Consider the following 20,452-nt stretch of genomic DNA (forward strand, 5'->3'; position numbering starts at 1 on the left):
GAGGGAGCCGTGGAATGGAGAAAGTGCAGTTAGTTGTCGATTTTCTTCTCACTCATAAATTGATTTTTACCGCACTGATCTTTGCGATTATGTGGTTAATTCGTCGTGCAATTTTATCGATGATTCGTGGTGATCACGCTTTTCTCTCAGAAGATCAGCGTAGTTGGATGTCCAGAACTAAAAATGGCACCTTTGCTGTTACATTACTGATTTTATTTATTTTATGGCAATCAGAAATTAACGAGTTTGCTCTGAGTGTAACGGCGATTGCCGTTGCCATTGTAGTGGCATCCAAAGAAATCATTTTGTGTTTTACGGGTTCGATTCAAAGAGCAAGTTCACGTTCTTTTCGCGTTGGGGACTGGATTGAGGTCGGGAAGTTATGCGGTGAAGTGATTGAGCACAATATGATGGCGACGGTGATTCAAGAGATCGACCTGCATCATGGGCAATATCATTACACCGGCAAAACAGCGACATTGCCTAATAGTATGTTCTTTACCTATCCAGTAAAGAACCTCAACTTCATGAAGCGGTACGTTTACCACAACTTTTCTGTAGTGGTGAAAGACTTCGTCAATTTGTATCCACTGCTACCGATTTTAACTGATAAAATTGAAGAACATTGCAGTTACTTTGCTGATGTTGCACATCGTTACAATGCGATGATTGAAAAACATGCCGGTGTTGACCTTCCTGGTTCTGAGCCACATATGCATATTTCTAGTAACATTAATGGTGAACAAATTCTGCACGTGATGATTTTCTGCCCAACCGATAAAGCGAACCACTTAGAGCACTTAATTCGTAAGGACTTTATGGAACTTTATGAGCAACGTTTTCCTGTAGTGCGAGAAGAATAGAGCATCGTACTTCGCCTTTAATTTCAAACCCCGCTATCAAAATAGCGGGGTTTGTTTTTCTTAGCGTATTTTTAGGCTGTAACAATATTCCCAACTTAGCTGAATTTACTCTTCAGCATTAAAAATAGGAAGTAAGTGCTGCCTATAATAGCGACCAACGTGCCAGCTGCGACCTGACTTGGATAAATAGCGATTTGTCCTAGCCAATCTGCCCACAACATTAGGGTTGCGCCAATTAAGGCACCGACACACAGTTGCTCTTTCACTTTTCTTGCTCCTAACATCATCGCCATATGGGGAGCGACCAAGCCAACAAAAGATATTGGACCAACTGTAGCGGTAGAAAAGGCGCATAACAAAGCAACGATGGTGAGCATAAGCGTATTGGCTACGGTAGGGTTAAGCCCTCGTGCATTTGAGAATTGTCGCCCGATGGAAATTAGTGTTAGCCAACGAGAAATCGAGAATACAGCGGCAAGCAGAACTATTATGGCCAAAAATAGCATCAGTGCGGTGTCGGCTGTGACTCGATAAATAGAACCAGTTAGCCACAATAAAATTTTGTAACTGTCACCAGAACCTTGAGCTAGCGAAAATTGAACGAGGGCTTCTAATAGTGCCGTTAGTGCGATGCCGGACAACACGAAGTTAGATGGATTAAAATGGCTTCGTTTACCGATAATCAGCAATAACATCAATACGGACATACTTCCGAAAAAAGCGATACCCCAGCTAAATGCGGAGAGAAGCGACCCAGCGATGACTCCTGTCGTTATAATGGCAAACGTGGCTCCGGAAGACACACCGAGAATATCGGGACTTGCCAGAGGGTTATAAACAATGCGTTGCAAAATGATTCCGGCAACGGATAGCGCAATACCGACAGAAAGTGCGGTTAACATTCGCGGCCAACGCAATTGCCATTGGAACTCACCTGGCACAGACCATTGAATTCCGTTTATACCATGGGTAACGAATGAGTAAGCTAGAATCCCAACCAGACTGAATAGCGCAATGCTGCATACCGCGCGTTTAGAAAGCGCCGTTTTTCCTTGGCTCATTGAAAGGTTAAGTTGATCGGTTGCCGTCAGCTTTTTACGAGTAAACCAAATTAAAGCGGGAGCGCCAATAGCTGCAGCCGCTACACCGCTAGGAATGGTTTCCTCTAACCATAAGCTCAGCGAGATAGCGGCAGAGTCTGTGATGATTAGTAGCATTGCGCCCAAAAGCATGCTGCTGATCAATTCGTCGCGCGGTGTTCTTGCCCCCATCGCTCTGGCAATATTGGGTGTCAGTAATCCGATGAAGCTGATAATACCAACTGCGGTGATGGAGGCAGATACCAGCCAAATACCCATCACCATTAACGCACCAAACGCGGGTAATACCGCTAAGCCTCGGGCTGCTGCGCCTTCTTGTCCTAGTTTCATTAAGGTCAGAATACGTGGTGCGACGATCAAAATTACGATTGCGATAGCGCAGCGAGGCAATAACCACTCAAACCAATCCCAGCTGTATTGAGAAAGGTCTCCGGCTCCCCACATAAAAATATTCTGTGCGAACTGGGCGTTTAAAATAATAATGGCTGTGGCGATAGAACCGAGCAAGATATTGATCACCATCCCCGAAACGACCAACGGCAAACCTGTCATATTACGCACGCCTGCAATTGATACGATCAGGCCAAACGCCACTAAAGCCCCAACCATTGCGGCTAATGCAGAGTAATCGGCGACCCAATCGACGAACCAAATGTTTACCACGACTAATGCAAGCCAAGCACCAGAAGAGGTGCCAAGAGTCAACGGCGAGGTGAGGTTATTCTGCGTTAATTGCTGCATTAAGCTGCCGGTGAGACCAAGCATGGCACCAACAAGCAGGGTCATACTTAACCTAGGAAGCTGCGCTTGCGTAAAGAATACGTCACGAAACTCGGTTGCTACCTCTGGTTTTGTTAATAATTGCCATTGTTCGAAAAGTGATAAATTAGTATCAATTTGTAGGCTAAAGACGCTAAGTAACGTAATCAGCGCCAGATAACCAATATAATGTTTCGTTCTCATTGTTCTGGTGCCAACTCTATTAGACTGTCGGTAATCGCTTCAGCGGTGTATTGCAAAGACATGGCACCGCCATACGCCCACACTGCTCTGACTGAATTTACCCGCTGCTTTTTCACAAACGGCATCGCTTGCCAAAGTGGCGACTCTTTCAGTTTTCGTTCTTCTGGGAAAGGTTGTACGTAGAGAACGTAGCTGTTTTGAAGGCTCTGAAGCCGATTGATTCGATCTTGCTTTACTCCCCACGCACGTGGGTCCTCTTTAATTGGAGCCTGTAATCCCAGTTTTCTAACCACGTAGTCAGTGGTGGAGTTTTCGGTTGCAAGTAATACAGTATTCGGAGTTGAAAATCGCATCACAAGAACGCTGAGTGGAGCAGAGTAATAGTGGCGAATTCGCTGGCGCATCTGCGCAAATGAAGCATCTAATTCTGCCAATTTCTGTTCAGCAAGTACCTCTTTATTGAATAGCTTGCCGAGCGTACGAAAGTGACGAATGGCCGTTTCAGCTGCGGCCTCATTTTCAGAAAAATTAGGTAAATAGATTACCGGAGCAATTTGTTTGAGTAACGGAATCAAGTCTTGCTGTGGAGACGCAGCAAGGATGACATCTGGTTTCAAACTGGCTATTTTTTCTAAGTTGGGCTCTGCTCGGGTTCCAATATCTTCAATTGACTCTGGTGCGGTTGGATTGACTACCCATTGGCGGTAGCCTGGTAAATTTGGGGCTGCGATTGGCTCTACGTTTAGCGCCAAAACTTGTTCTAAGATGTCCCAGTTTAAGGCAACAACGCGTTGTGGCGCTTGCTCAAAACTATGCTCACCATATTGATCAGTAATGGTGATTTTTGCATTTGCGTTGGTCATAAAAAATGCCGATAGGAAGGCAGATTGCATAACCAAAGTAAGTAAACGAGCTATTATGCGCATACAACAGCCACCTTTTGGCTCGCTAATGTGTTAGCCGGGCTTGGGTGTTCAATCAGCTTAATTGGTGACTCATATAGTTTAGAAAGGCGTGCCTCGTCTAACAACATGTCGGCGTTGCCTTCGAAGGCAATTTTACCTTTTTTGAGCGCAACAATGTGGGTGGCGTAGCGCAGTGCTAAGTTCAGATCGTGCAGGATCACGATAATGCCTACATTCTCGGTTCGATTCAGTTCTGCCAGCAGCGCCATTAGTTGAAACTGATGGTGAACATCGAGCGCCGAGGTTGGCTCATCGAGAATTAAAATTGGCGATTGTTGAGCCAGTAGCATAGACACCCAAGCACGTTGGCGCTCACCGCCCGATAAGTCATCCGCCAAAGCTTGAGCAAAAGGTGTAACCCCTGTTCGTTCCATAGCCTGCGTGATGATCTGTTTGTCTTCGGTTTTCCAACGACCAAGTGCCCCACGCCACGGAAAGCGACCTAAGCGCACTAGCTCTTCGACCGTTAAACCAGCTGAAGAGGGCAGCTTTTGTGGCAAATAGGCGATCTGTTTTGCCAACTCTTTGGTTTTAAGTGATGAAAGGGAAGTATCGTTTAGTGTTACCGTGCCTTTATCTGGTGGCATTTGACCAGAAAGCAGGTTCACCAGTGTCGACTTACCTGAACCGTTATGGCCTAAAACGACCGTTAGCTCATTTGTTGGGATGTTAAGTTGTTCGATGCCGAGGATCTGACGTCCACCTCGCACGATCTCAATATTAGACAGTTGAAACATGGATGGCTCTTAGGAGAAAACTCCCCTCAATAGAGGGGAGTAGAAGTACAATTACCAGCGGTAGTTTGCGTTTAGCATAACAGAGCGAGACTGGCCGTAGTAACACCAGTAATCGCAACCTGAAACAAACTCTTTATCTAGGATGTTGTTCACGTTTAGCTGTGCTTGCCACTGTGAAGTGATGTCGTAAGTGACTGACGCATCCCAAAGAGTGACAGAAGGAACCGTTAGGTTCGAGCTCTTAGGGTTATCTTTTGACTCACCTACGTAGCGCACACCAGTACCGATATTGAGGCCTGGAATCAGGCTGTAGGCGCTGTAGTCTACCCATGCAGACGCTTGATGCTCAGGAATAAGTGCGGCTTGTTTTTTACCTTGGCCAAAGCTCTCATCTGTTTTCGCTTTAGTGTAGGTGTAGCTTGCCATCAGTTTTAGATCGTCGGTTAGCTGCGCCGTGCTTTCTAGCTCAATACCTTGAGATGTCACTTCACCTGTTTGTGTCGCAATCCATGTTGATGGGTTAGTGACCAACGCGTTCTTTTGCGTGATGTCGAACCATGCAAGGTTGATAAAGCCATCCATAAAGCTTGGCTCATACTTTACACCCACTTCTACTTGCTCGCCTTCCAGCGGTTTGTAAAGTTCATTGGTTGCCGCATCAATAGTGCTGATCACTTCAAACGACTGAGAGTAGTTTGCGTAAGGTGACAGGCCATTGTTTGCAAGGTACATCACACCCGCACTTAGAGAGAGCTGACCATCATCACGAGATTCACTTTGATCAACGGTAGCGCCTTTGCCAGAGTTTTCTGTTTTCACCCAGTCGTAACGAGCACCTATGTTACCAATCCACTGTTCATGCAGTTTCAATTGGTATTGTGAATAGAGACTTGCTTGAGATTTCTCAATCTCACGTTTCACGTTGTTGGCAGGATCAAGAGGGGTGAAGTTGCCGTAAACTGGGTTCCACGGGTTGATAGTGCCAAATGCATAGTTGTCTTGCTCGTCGCCATCGGTTTTGTGGAATTGCAGATCCATACCGATAAGCACTGTGTGCTCTGCGTTGTCTGTCATCCAGTTGCCGACAGCATTGTTATCGAACGTAATGCTCTGGTTTTTTCCGTCACGGAATACGATGCCTTGCGTTAACTCTTCTTTCGCTGGATCGTTGTTTGAGAACGCGTAAGAGCTGCGCAAGTACAACTCATTCGAACCGTAGTTGAGGTTTTGCGAGAGTGACCACATGTCATTGATGTCGTGCTCTAGTAAGTAACCTAGAGAAAACTGCGTGCGTTCGTATTTATCGTAGTTTGGCTGACCAAGGTTAGTCGAAGGATCGATTTTGCCAAAGTTAGAACCAATCAGAGTACCTGCTGCCGGGAAGAATGGGTTAGTTGGTACACCGTCATCATGAAGGTAAGTTGCCAAAACGGTCAGCATTGTACGGTCAGAAATGTCGAACTCGACACTTGGCGCTAGGTAGAAACGCTCGTTATTTGTGCCGTCCAGTTCACCATCTTGGCTTGTCATCAAGCCAACCAAACGATAGCGCACAGTGCCTGCGTCGTTTGCTTCGTCAGCAATGTCAAAACCTACGGATTGGTGTTGGTTGTTGCCAACTTCGACTTTTACTTCGCCTTGAGGCGTAAACGTTGGTTTTTTCTGAACAGCATTCACGATACCGCCTGGTGCCGATTCACCAAACAGAATAGCCGATGGACCTTTAACGACTTCTACACTTTCTAGGCCGTAAGGTTCGACCAACCATGTGTAGTAACCATCGCGGAATAGGCGGTTGCCGTTTAGGTAAGTCGCTGCATCAAATCCACGAACTTTGAACCAATCAGTGTCGTTGTCTGCGCCATAAGGCTGAGCGGTTACACCAGACGTGTAGCGTAATGCTTCATCTAGCTTTTTCGGTGCACGAACACGAAGTTCATCTTCAGAAATGATAGATACGCTGCGCGGCGTTTCTGCTGCCGGGGTTTCTACTTTAAGTGCTTGCGCGGTGACCGTTATGGTCTCCATGGCAATCACGTCATCTTGTACGACGTCTTCTTGAGCTTGTGCTGTGAATGCAACCACTGCTGTAGGTGCTAAAGCACAAACCAACGCGTTGCGGATAGCGATGGTCAGTGAGTTATTCTTTTGCATAAATCTATTCCCGATAATTATGATTAACGCTAAGCTTAATTGTAATTATTATCATTTGAGCTTTTGTTTCGGTATTTTACTGACTTTTGTATCAAAAGATAGTAAAACGTTCGCAAATTCATTCGCGGTACCTAAAGTCATTGTTATGTTCAATTGGTTTGAAAAACTGACCCAACCCTTTCCCCAGATGGAAACCGAAAAGCCACCGAAGACGCTATTTGGCTTTTGTCGTTTTTACACTCGTGGCTTTGAAGCCCCTTTACTCGTTATGGCTGTGTTCAGTGCGCTTATTGCCATTACAGAGGTGACGCTGTTGCGTTATATGGGCGAGCTCGTCGATATTCTCTCTAATCAAGATCGCGCAACATTCTGGCAAGACCAGGGTGATCGCATGCTAATGATGCTGTTCTTAGTGGCGGTTGTGATGCCAGCTCTCGGTTTTGTCCACTCAATGGTGATGCACCAAACGTTATTGGGTAACTACCCGATGTCTATCCGTTGGTTGATTCACCGTTACTTGCTAAAACAAGCGGTTGGATTTTTCCAGCGTGACTTTGCAGGCCGAGTTGCGACCAAAGTGATGCAAAGTGCGTTAGCGGTACGAGAAACGGTCATGAAGCTGGTGGATGTACTGGTTTATATCAGCGTTTATTTTCTTTCGATGCTCTGGATGATGGGCGAAGCCGATGGTTTGCTAATGTTGCCTATTGTGATTTGGATAGGAATGTACGCGGTTATCCAGTTCTACTTTATCCCTAAAATGAAACAAGTAGCGACAGAGCAAGCGGATGCTCGTTCTGTAATGACTGGGCGCATTGTCGATTCTTACACCAACATATCTACCGTAAAGCTATTCGCGCACTCGCAACGAGAGTTGGAATACGCAGAAAGCAGCATGAAGCAATTTTTGGTGACGGTTTACCGCCAAATGCGCATGGTGACTTGTTTACTGTTTAGTGTGGATGCCATCAACTATTTGCTGCTGATGTCTATTAGTGCCATTTCGGTTTATCTATGGCTAGATCACGCTGTAACAATTGGTGCTATTGCGATTGCCATCAGTATTGCGTTGCGCGTACAAGGTATGTCGAAGTGGATCATGTGGGAAGTTAGCGCACTGTTTGAAAACATCGGTACAGTAGTAGACGGTATTAATACGATTTCAAACGATGTTGAAGTGAAAGACGTACCAAATGCTAAGCCTTTGCAAATCTCTCAAGGTGAGATCTGCTTTGATCACGTAGGTTTTAACTACAGTGATGAGAAGGCAGTATTTGAGAACTTGAATCTGACTATCAAACCGGGCGAAAAAGTCGGCATTGTCGGTCGCTCTGGGGCAGGTAAATCCACGTTGGTCAACTTGTTGCTGCGCTTTTACGACGTAAATAGCGGTAAGATTTGTATTGATGGACAGGACATTTCTCAAGTCGAACAAGAGTCTCTTCGCCAACACATCGGTATGATCACGCAAGACACCTCTTTGCTGCATCGTTCAATTAAAGAGAACATTCTTTACGGTGATCCAGATGCTTCAATGGATGCCGTTATCGCAGCTGCTGAGAAAGCACATGCTCATGATTTCATTCAATCTCTACGAGACGAGCAAGGTAACGTTGGCTATGACGTTGAAGTGGGTGAACGCGGTGTGAAGCTGTCTGGTGGTCAGCGTCAACGTGTGGCGATTGCTCGCGTTCTGCTGAAAAACGCGCCAATTTTGATCATGGATGAAGCAACGTCTGCACTTGATTCAGAAGTAGAATCGGCAATTCAAGAAAACCTTGAAGTTCTGATGGAAGGAAAAACAGTGATTGCGATTGCTCACCGTTTATCAACGATTGCCGCGATGGATCGTTTGATTGTAATGGATGACGGCAAAATCATTGAGCAAGGCTCGCATTACGAGCTGCTGCAATTGGGTGGTGTTTACGCTCAGTTGTGGAAGCATCAAACCGGCGGATTTTTGTCTGAGCAAGGTGATGCTCAACTGCAAGTCATCTAATATGACGCTACACGAAAGAGGAGCAAATGCTCCTCTTTTTTGTGTCTGTCGTTTATACCGAGTAAGTAGGCGTTAATGGGCAACGTTAACTTGTGATTATTCATTGAGTTAGGCCAACTTAATGATGGTTATGTTTATAACTCACTGTCGTTATTGAATTTTTTACGCTTTTTTTACGCGAACTCCGAATGGGCTTTTGCTAAAGTTTTCTACATCGAATTTTGGTTGATGTATTTTATGTTTGTTCAATGGCGAGATAACACCTTTCTCTTTTCTACTACCGTGATTGTTGGCGCGGTTGTCGTCTCATGGTTGTTAGACCAACTGTTTGGCTCTACAGCCGCAGTCCTGCTGATTTTACAGTTAGCGGTCGTGGTGGTGGCGTTTCAATGCAACTCGCGATTCGCTTATGCGGCGGCGGTGATCGAAGCGTTGAGCTTCAACTTCTTTTTCACGACGCCTCGTTACTCTTTGCAGATGTTTCGTCCGGAAGACATTTTTAATTTAGTCGTGTTTATGGTGGTGGCATTTATCACCAGCACCTTTGCGGATCTTTATCGTCGCCAGCAGGGAGAGTTAAAACAAACCAAGCTGCAAAACAGCATCCTGCTATCGGTGTCCCATGACCTACGCACGCCGCTGGCAACCATTATTGGAACATTGACCACACTCAACGAGTACATGCCCAAGCTCAATGACTTAGAGCGCAAAGAATTGCTCGACAGTGCGACTTCAGAAAGCCACCGTTTGCACCAATATATCGAGAACCTTTTACAGGCGACTAAGCTCCAGCATGGCACATTAAAAATTACCAAAAAAGATGAGCTGATTGCAGATATTGTGCGGGATGCGGTTTCTCGTTTGCCGAATTACACTGAGAAAGTTTCCATGAATATGGATGATTCCGTTGGTTATTTATCAGTAAGTCGTTCGCTAATCGAACAAGCGATTTTTAATGTGTTGGATAATGCCATGCGATTTTCACCAGAGAATGAATCTGTTGAGGTTTCACTTTCTAAGCAGGGTTCGTCGTGCGTGATTGATGTTCGGGACATGGGGATTGGCATCAAAGCTGAAGATGCGGAAAAAATATTCAGCCTTTTCTATTCCGGCGCGAACAACAAATCGGCCGATTCAGGCACCGGAATGGGACTCGCGGTTGCCAAAGGCATCATCACCGCACACCAAGGAGAGATTCAATCTATGCCAGTATCAGAAGGGACGCTGATCCGCATTCGACTTCCACTCAATCAAGGAGCAGAGCAGGCGTGAGTTACAAAGTTTTAGTCGTGGACGATGAGCCTCGCATTCATACCTTTATTCGAATTTCGCTGTCTGCTGAAGGGTTTGATTACATTGGCGCGAGTACCATTGCAGAAGCCAAAGCGTGTTTCGAAGCACATTCGCCGCACGTCATTCTGCTAGATTTAGGCTTGCCCGACGGCGATGGGAAGGAGTTTCTCACTACGCTTCGTCAGACGTATAAAACGCCAGTGCTAGTGCTGACGGCTCGCGATCAAGAAGAGGAAAAAATCCGCCTTTTAGAAGCGGGCGCGAATGATTACTTGAGCAAGCCTTTTGGCGTAAAAGAGCTCATCGCGCGCATCAAAGTGCTGGTTCGAGATTTGGTGGATGAGCAATCCATCGCTGATGAGCTGGTGGCTGGCCGAGTCAAAATCATCAAAAGCACTCACCAATTTTGGTTGGATCAGAGGGAAATTCCACTCACCAAGAAAGAGTTTTCTTTCATTGAACAATTGATTCTCAAGCCGGGAAAACTCATTGAGAAAACTCATTTGCTAGCGGTGATTTGGGGAAAAAGTCATGTCGAAGACACTCACTACTTACGCGTGTTAGTGAGTCAACTACGCAAAAAACTGAACGATAGTGCTGACGAACAGCGGCTATTAAAAACCGAGCCGGGGCTGGGTTATCGTTTAGTGCTTGAGACGTCCAAGCACCACTAAATTCCAAATTTAATCAACGTTAATGCCAAGGTTTAGTGCTGGTTATCGGCACTCGAACAGGATTCGTGTTGCCTATTTTTCGTGACGGAAAATCAGCCTAGCCCTTAGCGCATTAGCATTTTCTATACATAAAACACAGTTAGGGATTGATATGGCTCACTTTACAGTAATTGGTTTAGGGCGATTTGGCGTTGCCGCTAGCTTAGAACTTATTCATCTTGGACACACCGTAACGGGGGTGGATAGCGACCCGAAAATCGTCGAGAAATACGTCGAAGAGTTAACGCAAGCGGTCATATGTGACGCAACAGACGAAGGTGCACTCAGAGAGTTAGCGTTAGCGAACAGTGATGTGGTGTTGGTGGCGATTGGCGAAGACATGCAAGCCAGTTTGTTGTGTACGCTGGCGCTGAAAAATCTGGGTGTGAAATCTATTTGGGTCAAAGCGAGCACCAAAGCACACCACACCATCGTGTCTAAGCTTGGTGTACAACGCATTATTCATCCGGAAGAGGAGATGGGCGTAAGAGTCGCGCAGGCACTCAACTATCCGATGGTGAACAACTATTTGGAAATGGGGCATGGTTTGTATGTGGTGGAAATCCACGTTAAATCCAATCTGCACGATACGCCGCTTTCTAAGTTGATCAGCCGAGGCAGTTACAACATTCAGCCTATCTTGGTGAAGCGCGAAGAAGCCGTCTACACCAATATCAATGATGAGTTTGTGCTTAATGAGTTCGACACGCTGTTGCTTTGCGGTAGTCGCGCTGAGCTGAAATACGTCGCTCCAAGGTTGGTGTAACATGGTTTTGTGGCATCCCTCTGTTATCCCAATCGAGCGAAAACCCAAAGCGGGCAAAAAATTGTTGGGCGCACCGCCATTAATACTTAGCCTCAGCTTTGCGTGCTTGATCATGCTCGGCACGGTCTTACTCAAACTGCCGATTGCCACCACAGAGCCCATCACTTGGATTCAAAGCCTGTTTACTGCGACATCGGCCATTACGGTGACGGGATTAGTTGTGGTAGACACGGGCACGGCGTTTACGCCTTTTGGGCAAGTGGTTATTGCTTTCCTGATTCAATGTGGTGGCCTAGGTTTGATGACGTTTGCTATCGTGACCTTGCTGGCTCTGGGCGGAAAAATTGGCTTTTTGGAGCGAGCAGTCGCGAGAGAGGCGTTCAACCAGACTGATTCATCGACACTCATTGCCACCGCTAAATCTGTATTGATGTTCGCTCTGCTCGTTGAACTTATTGGTTTCACTATTTTGAGCGTTTATTGGAGTGAAGAGCTGGGCTGGGAAACCAGTTTGTTCCATGGTTTCTTCTACACCATCAGTGCGTTTAACAATGCAGGTTTTGCGTTGAGTGCCGATAGCTTAATGCCTTACGTGGACGACCCGGTCGTTAACTTCACCATTACCAGTTTGTTCATTATTGGTGGTTTAGGCTTCTCGGTTTGGATTGACTTAAAACGCAATCGCCGTTGGCATCGACTCACCGTTTACAGTCGAATGATGATCTTAGGCACGATGATCATTAACGTGGTGGCACTTATCGCGATTTATCTGATTGAATATGACAACCCCAACACGCTTGCCCCGTTGAGCGAAGCAGGGAAATGGTGGGCATCGTGGTTTCAAGCGGTGACGCCAAGAACGGCAGGGTTCAACACTTTAGCTATCGATCAGTTGGAAGATGCCACAACGGCGATCATTCTGGTGTTGATGTTTATCGGCGGTGGATCATTGAGTACGGCAAGTGGCATTAAAGTTGTGACATTTATGGTGTTAGTCTTGGCAACTTACAGCTATTTGCGTCGCGATGAAGCAACCTATGCCTTTCAACGCGAGATTCCCAAAGAGACCATCAGCAAGGCATTGGCGCTGACTCTGATCTCGGTGGGGGTGACTTGGTTTGCCATATTCACGCTGTTACTGACAGAGAAAGCGTCTATGTTAGATATTATGTTCGAAGCGGTCTCGGCACTGGGTACGGTTGGGTTATCGCGAGGCTTAACGGGCAGTTTGTCCGAACCAGGTGAGTTAGTGATCATCTTCATGATGTTTATGGGACGATTAGGGCCTCTTACATTAGCGTACTTCTTAGCCAGTCCAAGAAAGAAAAAAGCGCGTTACGCGAGTACTAAACTGGCAATAGGGTAGATGGGCTAACTCGTACAAAGTGAGCAAAAGGCTAGACAAAAGAGGAGTAACTGCTCCTCTTTTTGTGCTCGTTGTAGCCACGAAACTGTATACGGCAGTCTCTCTCACAACAATTTATGATTCATCTCTATTTTTTATCATTTATAAATTGTCGTTTTTGAGGTGTTGTCCAGAATGGCATTATCCACGTGCAACATAAGATTGCCGGGAATAAAAATAATTACAATACTGCCTTACTGGAAGATACATGAAAATCAAACCCCTCCCACCTTTAAATAGCCTCGTTGCGTTTGAAGCGTCGGCGCGGCACTTGAGTTTTACGTTAGCCGCTGACGAGCTAAACGTGACCCAAGGTGCTATCAGTCGCCAAATTAGACAATTAGAAGAATACTTAGGCAAGGCTATGTTCACGCGAGCCAATCGAAGCATTAATTTAACGCCTACAGGTCTTCAATATTATCAAGCTGTCAGCCAATCTTTGCTCGATATTGCTCAAATCACGGGTGAAGTGAAGAAATGGCAGGGCGAACAAAAGATCACGGTTGCGACGACAAATGCAATGGCAGCCTTGTGGTTGTTGCCTAAGGTTGCTCAATTTCAAAATGAACATGATGACATCGATATAAGGATATTGGCCTCAGATAATGTGTTGGACTTACGCCGATTAGATTGCGATCTCGCCTTGTTTTATTGTCGCACTCCACCTGCGGAAATGGATGTGACAACGCTATTTTCAGAAGAGGTATTCCCTGTGTGTAGCCCGCTTTATTTAGAGAAAATCGGCCAGCCTAGTGAGCCAGAAGAAATCTTCAATAAAACGTTACTCTATCTGGAAGAGTCTCAAAGAGATTGGGTGAATTGGGAGCAGTGGTTTGCAAGTGTGGGGTTGCCAAATATTTCGCCTCGTAATCGCATGAACATCAATAACTATCCAATGCTGTTACAAGCGGCAATTAATGGTCAGGGAATCGCGTTAGCCTGGGGGTCATTAGTGGACGACTATTTACAAAGCGGCGCTTTGGTTAGGCCAGTCGAACACGTGCTTTCAACACCTTCCAATTTTTCTATGCTTGAACCTAAAAATAGAGGTTTAATCCCAGCCAGCGTCAAACGTTTTAGAGAATGGCTTTTGCATCAGTTGCCAGATGAGGTAGGTGATCGAGGCTTAGCTTAAATCAATAAGCAGAGAAAATAACAGAGTTTGGTCATGTTAAAAAAGCGGGAATATCAGTTCCCGCTTTTTTAATTGATTGATGAAACGACGCACTAACTTAGTACTGGTCCCTGATTAAGTGTGGAATCATCTTTCAGCGAGGATCTTGAAGCGATAGGCTCGGAAGCCACAGTTTTGCTTTCAACAAGCGGTTCAACAGGACCATCAAGTTTCTCTTGCTCTGGGTGAACATGCTCAGGAAGCATTGCCCATGGCTTAGGTTCGCGTCGAATACTATGGAACAGCGTTAAGCTCATCACCGCGATAAAAATCGCGATAGGGAAACCGGCAATAATGGAGGCTGTTTGCATTGCTTTTAACCCTCCTGCATATAGAAGCACTCCCGCAATGGCAGCGATCATGATTCCCCACAATACGCGTATAGACGTAGGAGGCTCACTGTGCCCAGCGGCATCGAGGGTACATAGAACCAAGGTACCCGAGTCTGCGGAGGTAATGAAATAAGTACCGAGCAATAGACACGCAAGCACGCTAAGGAGTTTACCAAACATACCTGTATCTAGATTGTCGAATAGCGTAAACAAAGCGCGTGTCGTATCGGCTTTAGTCGCTTCAAGAATCGGGCCGCCAGAGAAATCCGCAGGTGGTGTTTGTTTGGCTTCTTGTGCCGCAGTGACTTGCTCTTGATGAGCAACACGAGCGTCTTGCTCTACCTTCAACGCTGCACCACCAAATACTGAAATCCATAAAAACGTGATCAGCGTGGGTACGATGAGAGCACCGCCGATAAGTTCACGTATTGTGCGTCCTTTAGAGATACGAGCCACAAACATGCCAACGAAAGGTGCCCAAGTCATCCACCAAGGCCAGTAATAAGCCGTCCACCAGTTTTGCCAGCCAGAGTCATTCTGTGCATCGCTCCATAAGCTCATACCGACAATGTTTTGTGCATAAAGCCCCGTACTTTCGAGTAGCGTATTTAAGATATAGCGAGTTGGGCCAATGTAAAGTACGACTAGCACGAGTGCGAGTGAGAGCAGCATGTTCCATTCTGATAAACGGCGAATACCTTTTCCTACACCAGATAGCACCGACGCAACCGCACAAGTACAAAGGGAAACGATAATAAAGAGTTGAATCCCCAAACTAATATCTAGACCAAAGGCTTGATTCAAACCAGAGTTTATTTGGATAACTCCCATCCCCAAGGTTTGAGAGATACCGAAAGCAGTCACCGCGACTGTTAGGATATCAACCGTGTGTCCGATAGGCCCATAAATACGATCACCAATCAAAGGGTACAAGATAGAGCGTAGGGTAAAAGGCAGATCTTTACGGTAGGAAAAGTAGGCTAATGCGAGTGCAACAATAATAAAGACAGACCAAGGATGTAGACCCCAGTGAAAGAATGTCAGTTTCATTGATGTTGTTGCGGCTTCATTGGTCAGGCCTTGAGTAAATGGGTTGTCAGCGTAATGCCACATCGGTTCGGCGACCGACCAGAAAATTAAGCCTATCCCCATGCCTCCGGAAAAAAGCATGGATACCCAAGACAAATAACTAAACTCTGGTTTTTCGTCATCTTTACTCAAACGAATATGTCCATATCGACTAACCATAAGGTAAAGAAGAAAACCGACAACGAGTGAAACAAGTCCGATGTAAAACCACTTCATATTCTGCAGCAAAATGCCGGAAATCGTTTCGAAGTATTGGCCCGCTTGGTTGGCGAGAATGGCGCAGAAAAGTACAAAACCGATAACGACGATCTTTGATGCGATAGTCACAGTCGGATTGAGTCCTTTCAATATCCCAGATGTTGCTCTCATAGGCATCCCTCACAGTGCGTTTGTTTTAGCGTTATTGTTTGTTGCGTTATTGTTAATTTTTGAAAGAGAGTAGAGAGAGGGCTTTTGTGTTTCAACTGATTAATACTCATCGGTTAATGAGTATTAATCATGACAAGAAGATCATTGTTAATTAAAAGGTTATTTTTTTGTTCGAGATCAATGCATGAATGACAAAAACTCATCCAAGCCCGGCGAAAAAGTCGTTTGTTTGTTGCCGGGTTGTTAATCAAAATCATCTCCACTAACACAACACGATGTTGTACGCACTGGATGCAACTCGACTCTCGGAGATAAGAATATGAGTAATGTCAACCAAACCATTATTCCTGTTGAACTTGTTGATAATGTACTGAACCCAATCAGTGAAGCAACAGGAATGCCGAATCAGGCCTACACCAGCGAAGAGTATTTTACTTTTGAGCGTGATCAGGTGTTTGGTAACACTTGGGTATGCATTGGTTTTGCATCAGACCTGCTTAAAAATGGCTATGTGATGCCACTTGATTTCATGGATCTTCCACTACTCATGATGAGAAATCGTCAAGGTGAAGTCCAAGTCTTCCACAACGTATGTAGTCATCGTGGTATGAAGCTGGTGCATGAGGCAGGCGAAGTTCAAGGCATGATTCGCTGTCCTTACCATTCATGGACGTACGATCTTGACGGCAATCTAAAAGGCACACCACACATTGGTGGTATCGCAAAACACAAAGATGACCGATTTAAGTGTGAAAAACATGGCCTTAAGCCACTTCGTTCAGCCGTTTGGATGGACATGGTGTTCGTCAACTTATCGGGCAATGCAGAAAGCTTTGAAGAGCATATCGCGCCGCTAGAGCAACGTTGGCAGCAATTCTTAGGTGAAGAAGGATTAGGGCTTCTTCGCCGCGTGAACATGGGTGGCAACCTAGAGATAGAAGTGAAAAGTAACTGGAAGCTTGCCGTAGAAAACTACTGTGAAGCTTACCACTTACCTTGGGTGCATCCGAGTTTGAACAGTTATTCTCGCCTAGAGGATCACTACAACATCATGTTTGCAGAGCGTTTTGCTGGCCAAGGTAGTCTCGCATATAACCTCTCTGATACTGCAGGAACACACTTACCTAAATTTCCAAACTGGCCAGAAGATAAACTGCGTCATGCAGAATATGTTGCACTCTTTCCAAACGTGTTGCTTGGTATTCAAGCCGATCATGCCTTTGCGATGATGATTGAACCAATCACTGCGAATAAGAGTGTTGAGCACCTACGTGTTTTCTATGTGGGTGATGAAGCAACGAAAGATGAGTTCGCTGCGTGCCGTACTGCTACCGTTGAGTCATGGCGAGTCGTATTCGGCGAAGATATTGGAGCGGTCGAGGGCATGCAGGAAGGTCGTTACTCACCTGGCTTTGGTGGTGGTGTGTTCTCACCAGAAATGGATGTTCCGACGCATTTCTTCCAAACCTGGTTGGCAAAGCAAGTGAAAGCGGCACTGGAGCAGTAATATGATGCATTACCTTAATTATATTGATGGTGAGTGGTGCGATTCAGAGCAAGCGCTGACCGTCATGAACCCTGGCACAGCCGAAGCGTATGCGACGATTGCAGAAGCCACTATCACCGATGCCGATCGCGCAATGGCAGCGGCACGTCGAGTGGTCTATCAAGGTCTTCTTTCGGACGTTCGTCCCGCCGTCAGAACCGAGTGGATGTTAAAAGCCGCCGCAGCTATTCGTGAAATGGTTGATGAAGGTGGGTTAGTTGCCTGTCGTGAAAATGGGAAATCTTTGCAAGATGCCAAAGATGAGTTTTTAGAGTCGGCACGTTACTTCGAATACTACGCTGGCATGGCCGACAAGCTGGAAGGCACGTCAATTCCGTTGGGTAAAGACTATGTCGACTTCACTCAATATGTGCCGTTTGGCGTGTCAGTGCAGATTGTGCCGTGGAATTTCCCTGTCTCTATTTGTGCACGCTCATTGGCACCTGCATTAGCCGCAGGTAACGCAGTGGTGATCAAATCGCCAGAGATTTCTCCACTTGCCATGACGTTGTTGATTAAAGCGATTGAAAAAGCGGGCTTCCCAAAAGGCACGATTAACTTGCTATGTGGCAAAGGCTCAGTCGTTGGCAGTCATTTGGTGCAGCACCAAGAGGTCGATCAAATTGTCTTTACGGGTTCTGTTCCAACTGGCCAACGCATCCTGCAAGATTCAGCGCAACGCGCTACTCCATCGGTGATGGAGCTGGGTGGTAAATCGGCTGCTATCGCGCTGAAAGATGCGAGCCTCGAAACACTTTTGAAAAGCGTTCAGGTCGGTATTTTCTTTAACGCTGGTCAAGTTTGTTCGGCAATGTCTCGTTTGCTGATTCAAAAAGAGCGTTATGAAGAAGTAAAAGCGGCGGTTGTGGAAATGGCAAAAAGCCTAACCATTGGCCAAGGCGAAAGCCAGCCGGACATCACACCGTTGGTATCGGCTGATCAACAAGCGCGCGTGCTTGAAATGATAGAACAAGCAAAAGCCGACGGCGCGAACATCCTAACGGGTGGCTACGCCCCTGATTTGTCGGGTTACTTTGTGGCACCGACGGTGATTGAAGCCTCACCAGATATGCGTATTGCTCAAGAAGAAGTGTTTGGCCCTGTACTGGTAATTACACCGTTTGAAACCGAGCAAGAGGCCGTTGAAATCGCGAATGGCACCGATTTTGGCCTGGTCGCTGGTGTCTTTGGTGAAAGCCTAAACCAAACATTGCGTGTGGCACAGCAACTGCGTGGTGGACAAGTGTTCATCAATGAATGGTTTGCTGGTGGCATCGAAACACCATTTGGTGGCGTGGGCTTGTCCGGGTTTGGGCGAGAAAAAGGACAAGAAGCGATTTATAGCTACGTCCAGACACGCAATATTGCCATTCGTTTGCAGCAAGACAGCAACGTATAGCTACCGTGTAACTGTATTTTCATCACCTCGTACCGGCTTGGATTTCAGACCACAAGCTAGGGCGAGGTTGATGGAATCACAACAAATCTGACAGCGGTTTGTAAACACGGAAATTCTGAACAAGGTAGTTGGAGTATAAGTGATGAGAAAGTGGCTCTGTATTATTTGCGGCTTAATCTATGATGAAGCACAAGGTTGGCCATCCGATGGTATTGCACCAGGAACAGCATGGGAAGATGTACCGGATGACTGGTTATGTCCTGACTGTTTAGTGGGTAAGGCCGATTTTGAAATGATCGAAATCACCGACGATGCGCCACTAGAAGAGGTTGCAGCGGTGTCTTCGGCGTCGGTAGAAGCGTCTGTTCAGCCAAATACTGCTCAGCCTCTTCCATCTGAAGTTACTCAACCTGTATTCTCAAATGACCCTATCGTTATCATCGGTAGTGGCCACAGTGGTTACCAGTTGGCGGCGGCACTTAGAGCGCAATCTGAGACGGTTCCGATCACTGTCTTTACCGCTGATGATGGCGCTTTGTACAGCAAACCAGCATTGTCTAATGCACTGGTCATGAATAAAGACGGCGACGCGCTACAAAGTGAGAGCGCGTTGGAGTGGGAAAGCCGTCTAAATATCCGAGTTTACCCGCATACCCGTGTTGAACAGATCGATCGTGCCAATTCAACGTTACATACCTCCATCGGTAAATACGCCTACAGCCGCTTGGTACTGGCAACAGGTGCATCACCGATTGAAATCCCAATTGAGGGCGATCGCTCTTGGGTTATGAGTGTGAACGACTTAGTTGATTACCGCCGTTTCAGAGCGGAGCTGCAAGACAAAAAGCGCATCGCGATCCTAGGTGATGGCTTAATTGGCTGTGAGTTCGCAAATGATCTGATCGAAAGCGGTTATGAAGTAACAGTTATCGGGTTGGGTCAATGGCCAATGGAGCGTTTGATCCCGCAACAGTTGGGTGAATCATTACAAAGCGCACTTGCCGATCGAGGCGTGCAATGGGCTCTACAAGACAGTATCGCCAGAATCGAGCCAAGGTCCGAATCAAGCGCGGTTTTACATCTAAACAGTGGCAAGCAGATTGAAGCAGATCTAGTGCTGAGCGCGGTTGGACTCAAGCCAAATGTTTCTCTGGCTGAGCAAGCAGGGCTCGAAGTGGGCCGCGGCATTAAAGTGAATCAATTCGGCCAGACGAGTGATGAGAATATTTACTCGCTAGGTGATTGTGTTGAAACTGATCACGGGTGGCAGCCCTATATTGCGCCGATTAATCAAATGATCCCTTCTGTAGCGAAAAGCTTGCTAGGCGATGTCGCCTCTATCTCGTTAACACCAACTCCAGTGATTGTAAAAACGCCGATTCTTCCACTCACGATTTTCCCGGTAGCCGCTGAAGAACAGGGACAATGGTACATCGAGAACCAAGCAGATGAATTGACCGCTGCGTTTTATTCACCAGAAGGAGCAATGCTCGGTTTTGCGTTGCTAGGAAGAAAAGTACAGTCATTACGCGGCCCTTGGCTAGATCAATTGTCATTGAAACTGTCAGCAGCGTAGCGGAGAAAA

15 protein-coding genes and 1 pseudogene are annotated in these 20,452 nt (G+C 46.2%); 11 read left to right on the plus strand and 5 right to left on the minus strand.

The genetic code is table 11. The features are described 5' to 3' along the window. The first annotated feature begins 14 nt into the window (after positions 1-14). Positions 15-863, plus strand: coding sequence for a mechanosensitive ion channel family protein (locus R7R24_RS17745; protein WP_005375171.1), 849 nt, complete (start codon positions 15-17; stop codon positions 861-863). A gap of 95 nt (positions 864-958) precedes the next feature. Here the strand turns inward: R7R24_RS17745 and fhuB are convergent, their stop codons facing one another. The 4 genes from fhuB to R7R24_RS17765 are packed head-to-tail and all read right to left on the minus strand — an operon-like array spanning position 959 to position 6,782. Continuing rightward, positions 959-2,926: a Fe(3+)-hydroxamate ABC transporter permease FhuB gene (fhuB, locus tag R7R24_RS17750; protein ID WP_054578632.1), complete on the minus strand. Its 1,968-nt coding sequence runs from the start codon at positions 2,924-2,926 to the stop codon at positions 959-961. Next, positions 2,923-3,852: an iron-siderophore ABC transporter substrate-binding protein gene (locus R7R24_RS17755; RefSeq protein WP_318119573.1), complete on the minus strand. Its 930-nt coding sequence runs from the start codon at positions 3,850-3,852 to the stop codon at positions 2,923-2,925. The genes fhuB and R7R24_RS17755 overlap by 4 nt, the downstream gene beginning before the upstream one ends. Then, positions 3,843-4,628 (minus strand): ABC transporter ATP-binding protein, encoded by a 786-nt coding sequence (locus R7R24_RS17760; protein WP_005383893.1) that lies wholly within the window; start codon positions 4,626-4,628, stop codon positions 3,843-3,845. The genes R7R24_RS17755 and R7R24_RS17760 overlap by 10 nt, the downstream gene beginning before the upstream one ends. Before the next feature lie 51 nt (positions 4,629-4,679). Continuing rightward, positions 4,680-6,782, minus strand: coding sequence for a TonB-dependent siderophore receptor (locus R7R24_RS17765; protein ID WP_054578633.1), 2,103 nt, complete (start codon positions 6,780-6,782; stop codon positions 4,680-4,682). 145 nt (positions 6,783-6,927) lie between these two features. On the opposite strand from R7R24_RS17765, the gene R7R24_RS17770 reads away from it, so the two are divergent. From R7R24_RS17770 to R7R24_RS17795, 6 genes are all read left to right on the plus strand, one after another. Next, the gene (locus tag R7R24_RS17770) at positions 6,928-8,781 is read left to right on the plus strand and encodes an ABC transporter ATP-binding protein (RefSeq protein WP_042521744.1); all 1,854 of its coding nucleotides are present in this window, start codon (positions 6,928-6,930) and stop codon (positions 8,779-8,781) included. Between the two features lie 237 nt (positions 8,782-9,018). Further along, the gene (locus tag R7R24_RS17775) at positions 9,019-10,053 is read left to right on the plus strand and encodes an ATP-binding protein (RefSeq protein ID WP_191116091.1); all 1,035 of its coding nucleotides are present in this window, start codon (positions 9,019-9,021) and stop codon (positions 10,051-10,053) included. Beyond that, on the plus strand, positions 10,050-10,748 hold the full coding sequence (locus R7R24_RS17780) for a response regulator transcription factor (protein WP_054578634.1): 699 nt from the start codon (positions 10,050-10,052) through the stop codon (positions 10,746-10,748). Before R7R24_RS17775 ends, R7R24_RS17780 begins: the two co-directional genes overlap by 4 nt. A gap of 151 nt (positions 10,749-10,899) precedes the next feature. Further along, a complete protein-coding gene (locus R7R24_RS17785) occupies positions 10,900-11,553 on the plus strand; it encodes a potassium channel family protein (RefSeq protein WP_005375180.1) in 654 nt (217 codons plus the stop codon). A gap of 1 nt (position 11,554) precedes the next feature. Then, on the plus strand, positions 11,555-12,919 hold the full coding sequence (locus R7R24_RS17790; protein WP_054578635.1) for a TrkH family potassium uptake protein: 1,365 nt from the start codon (positions 11,555-11,557) through the stop codon (positions 12,917-12,919). 247 nt (positions 12,920-13,166) lie between these two features. Continuing rightward, positions 13,167-14,093, plus strand: coding sequence for a LysR substrate-binding domain-containing protein (locus R7R24_RS17795; protein ID WP_054578636.1), 927 nt, complete (start codon positions 13,167-13,169; stop codon positions 14,091-14,093). Between the two features lie 92 nt (positions 14,094-14,185). Here the strand turns inward: R7R24_RS17795 and R7R24_RS17800 are convergent, their stop codons facing one another. Continuing rightward, positions 14,186-15,922: a BCCT family transporter gene (locus tag R7R24_RS17800; protein ID WP_021035854.1), complete on the minus strand. Its 1,737-nt coding sequence runs from the start codon at positions 15,920-15,922 to the stop codon at positions 14,186-14,188. A 319-nt stretch (positions 15,923-16,241) separates the two neighbouring features. Here R7R24_RS17800 and R7R24_RS17805 point away from each other — a divergent pair, with 319 nt between their 5' ends. The 4 genes and pseudogenes from R7R24_RS17805 to R7R24_RS17820 all read left to right on the plus strand — a co-directional run bounded on the left by R7R24_RS17805 (position 16,242) and on the right by R7R24_RS17820 (position 20,443). Continuing rightward, complete coding sequence (locus R7R24_RS17805; protein ID WP_054578637.1) at positions 16,242-17,429, plus strand: aromatic ring-hydroxylating oxygenase subunit alpha; 1,188 nt, start codon at positions 16,242-16,244, stop codon at positions 17,427-17,429. 1 nt (position 17,430) lies between these two features. Beyond that, positions 17,431-18,867: an aldehyde dehydrogenase family protein gene (locus R7R24_RS17810; RefSeq protein WP_053303840.1), complete on the plus strand. Its 1,437-nt coding sequence runs from the start codon at positions 17,431-17,433 to the stop codon at positions 18,865-18,867. Between the two features lie 142 nt (positions 18,868-19,009). Continuing rightward, positions 19,010-19,171: pseudogene (locus R7R24_RS17815) on the plus strand (rubredoxin); the annotation flags it as partial. Continuing rightward, on the plus strand, positions 19,160-20,443 hold the full coding sequence (locus R7R24_RS17820; protein WP_230849482.1) for an NAD(P)/FAD-dependent oxidoreductase: 1,284 nt from the start codon (positions 19,160-19,162) through the stop codon (positions 20,441-20,443). The pseudogene R7R24_RS17815 and the gene R7R24_RS17820, both read left to right, overlap by 12 nt. Positions 20,444-20,452 lie beyond the last annotated feature (9 nt).

The organism is Vibrio sp. 704, assembly GCF_033339295.1.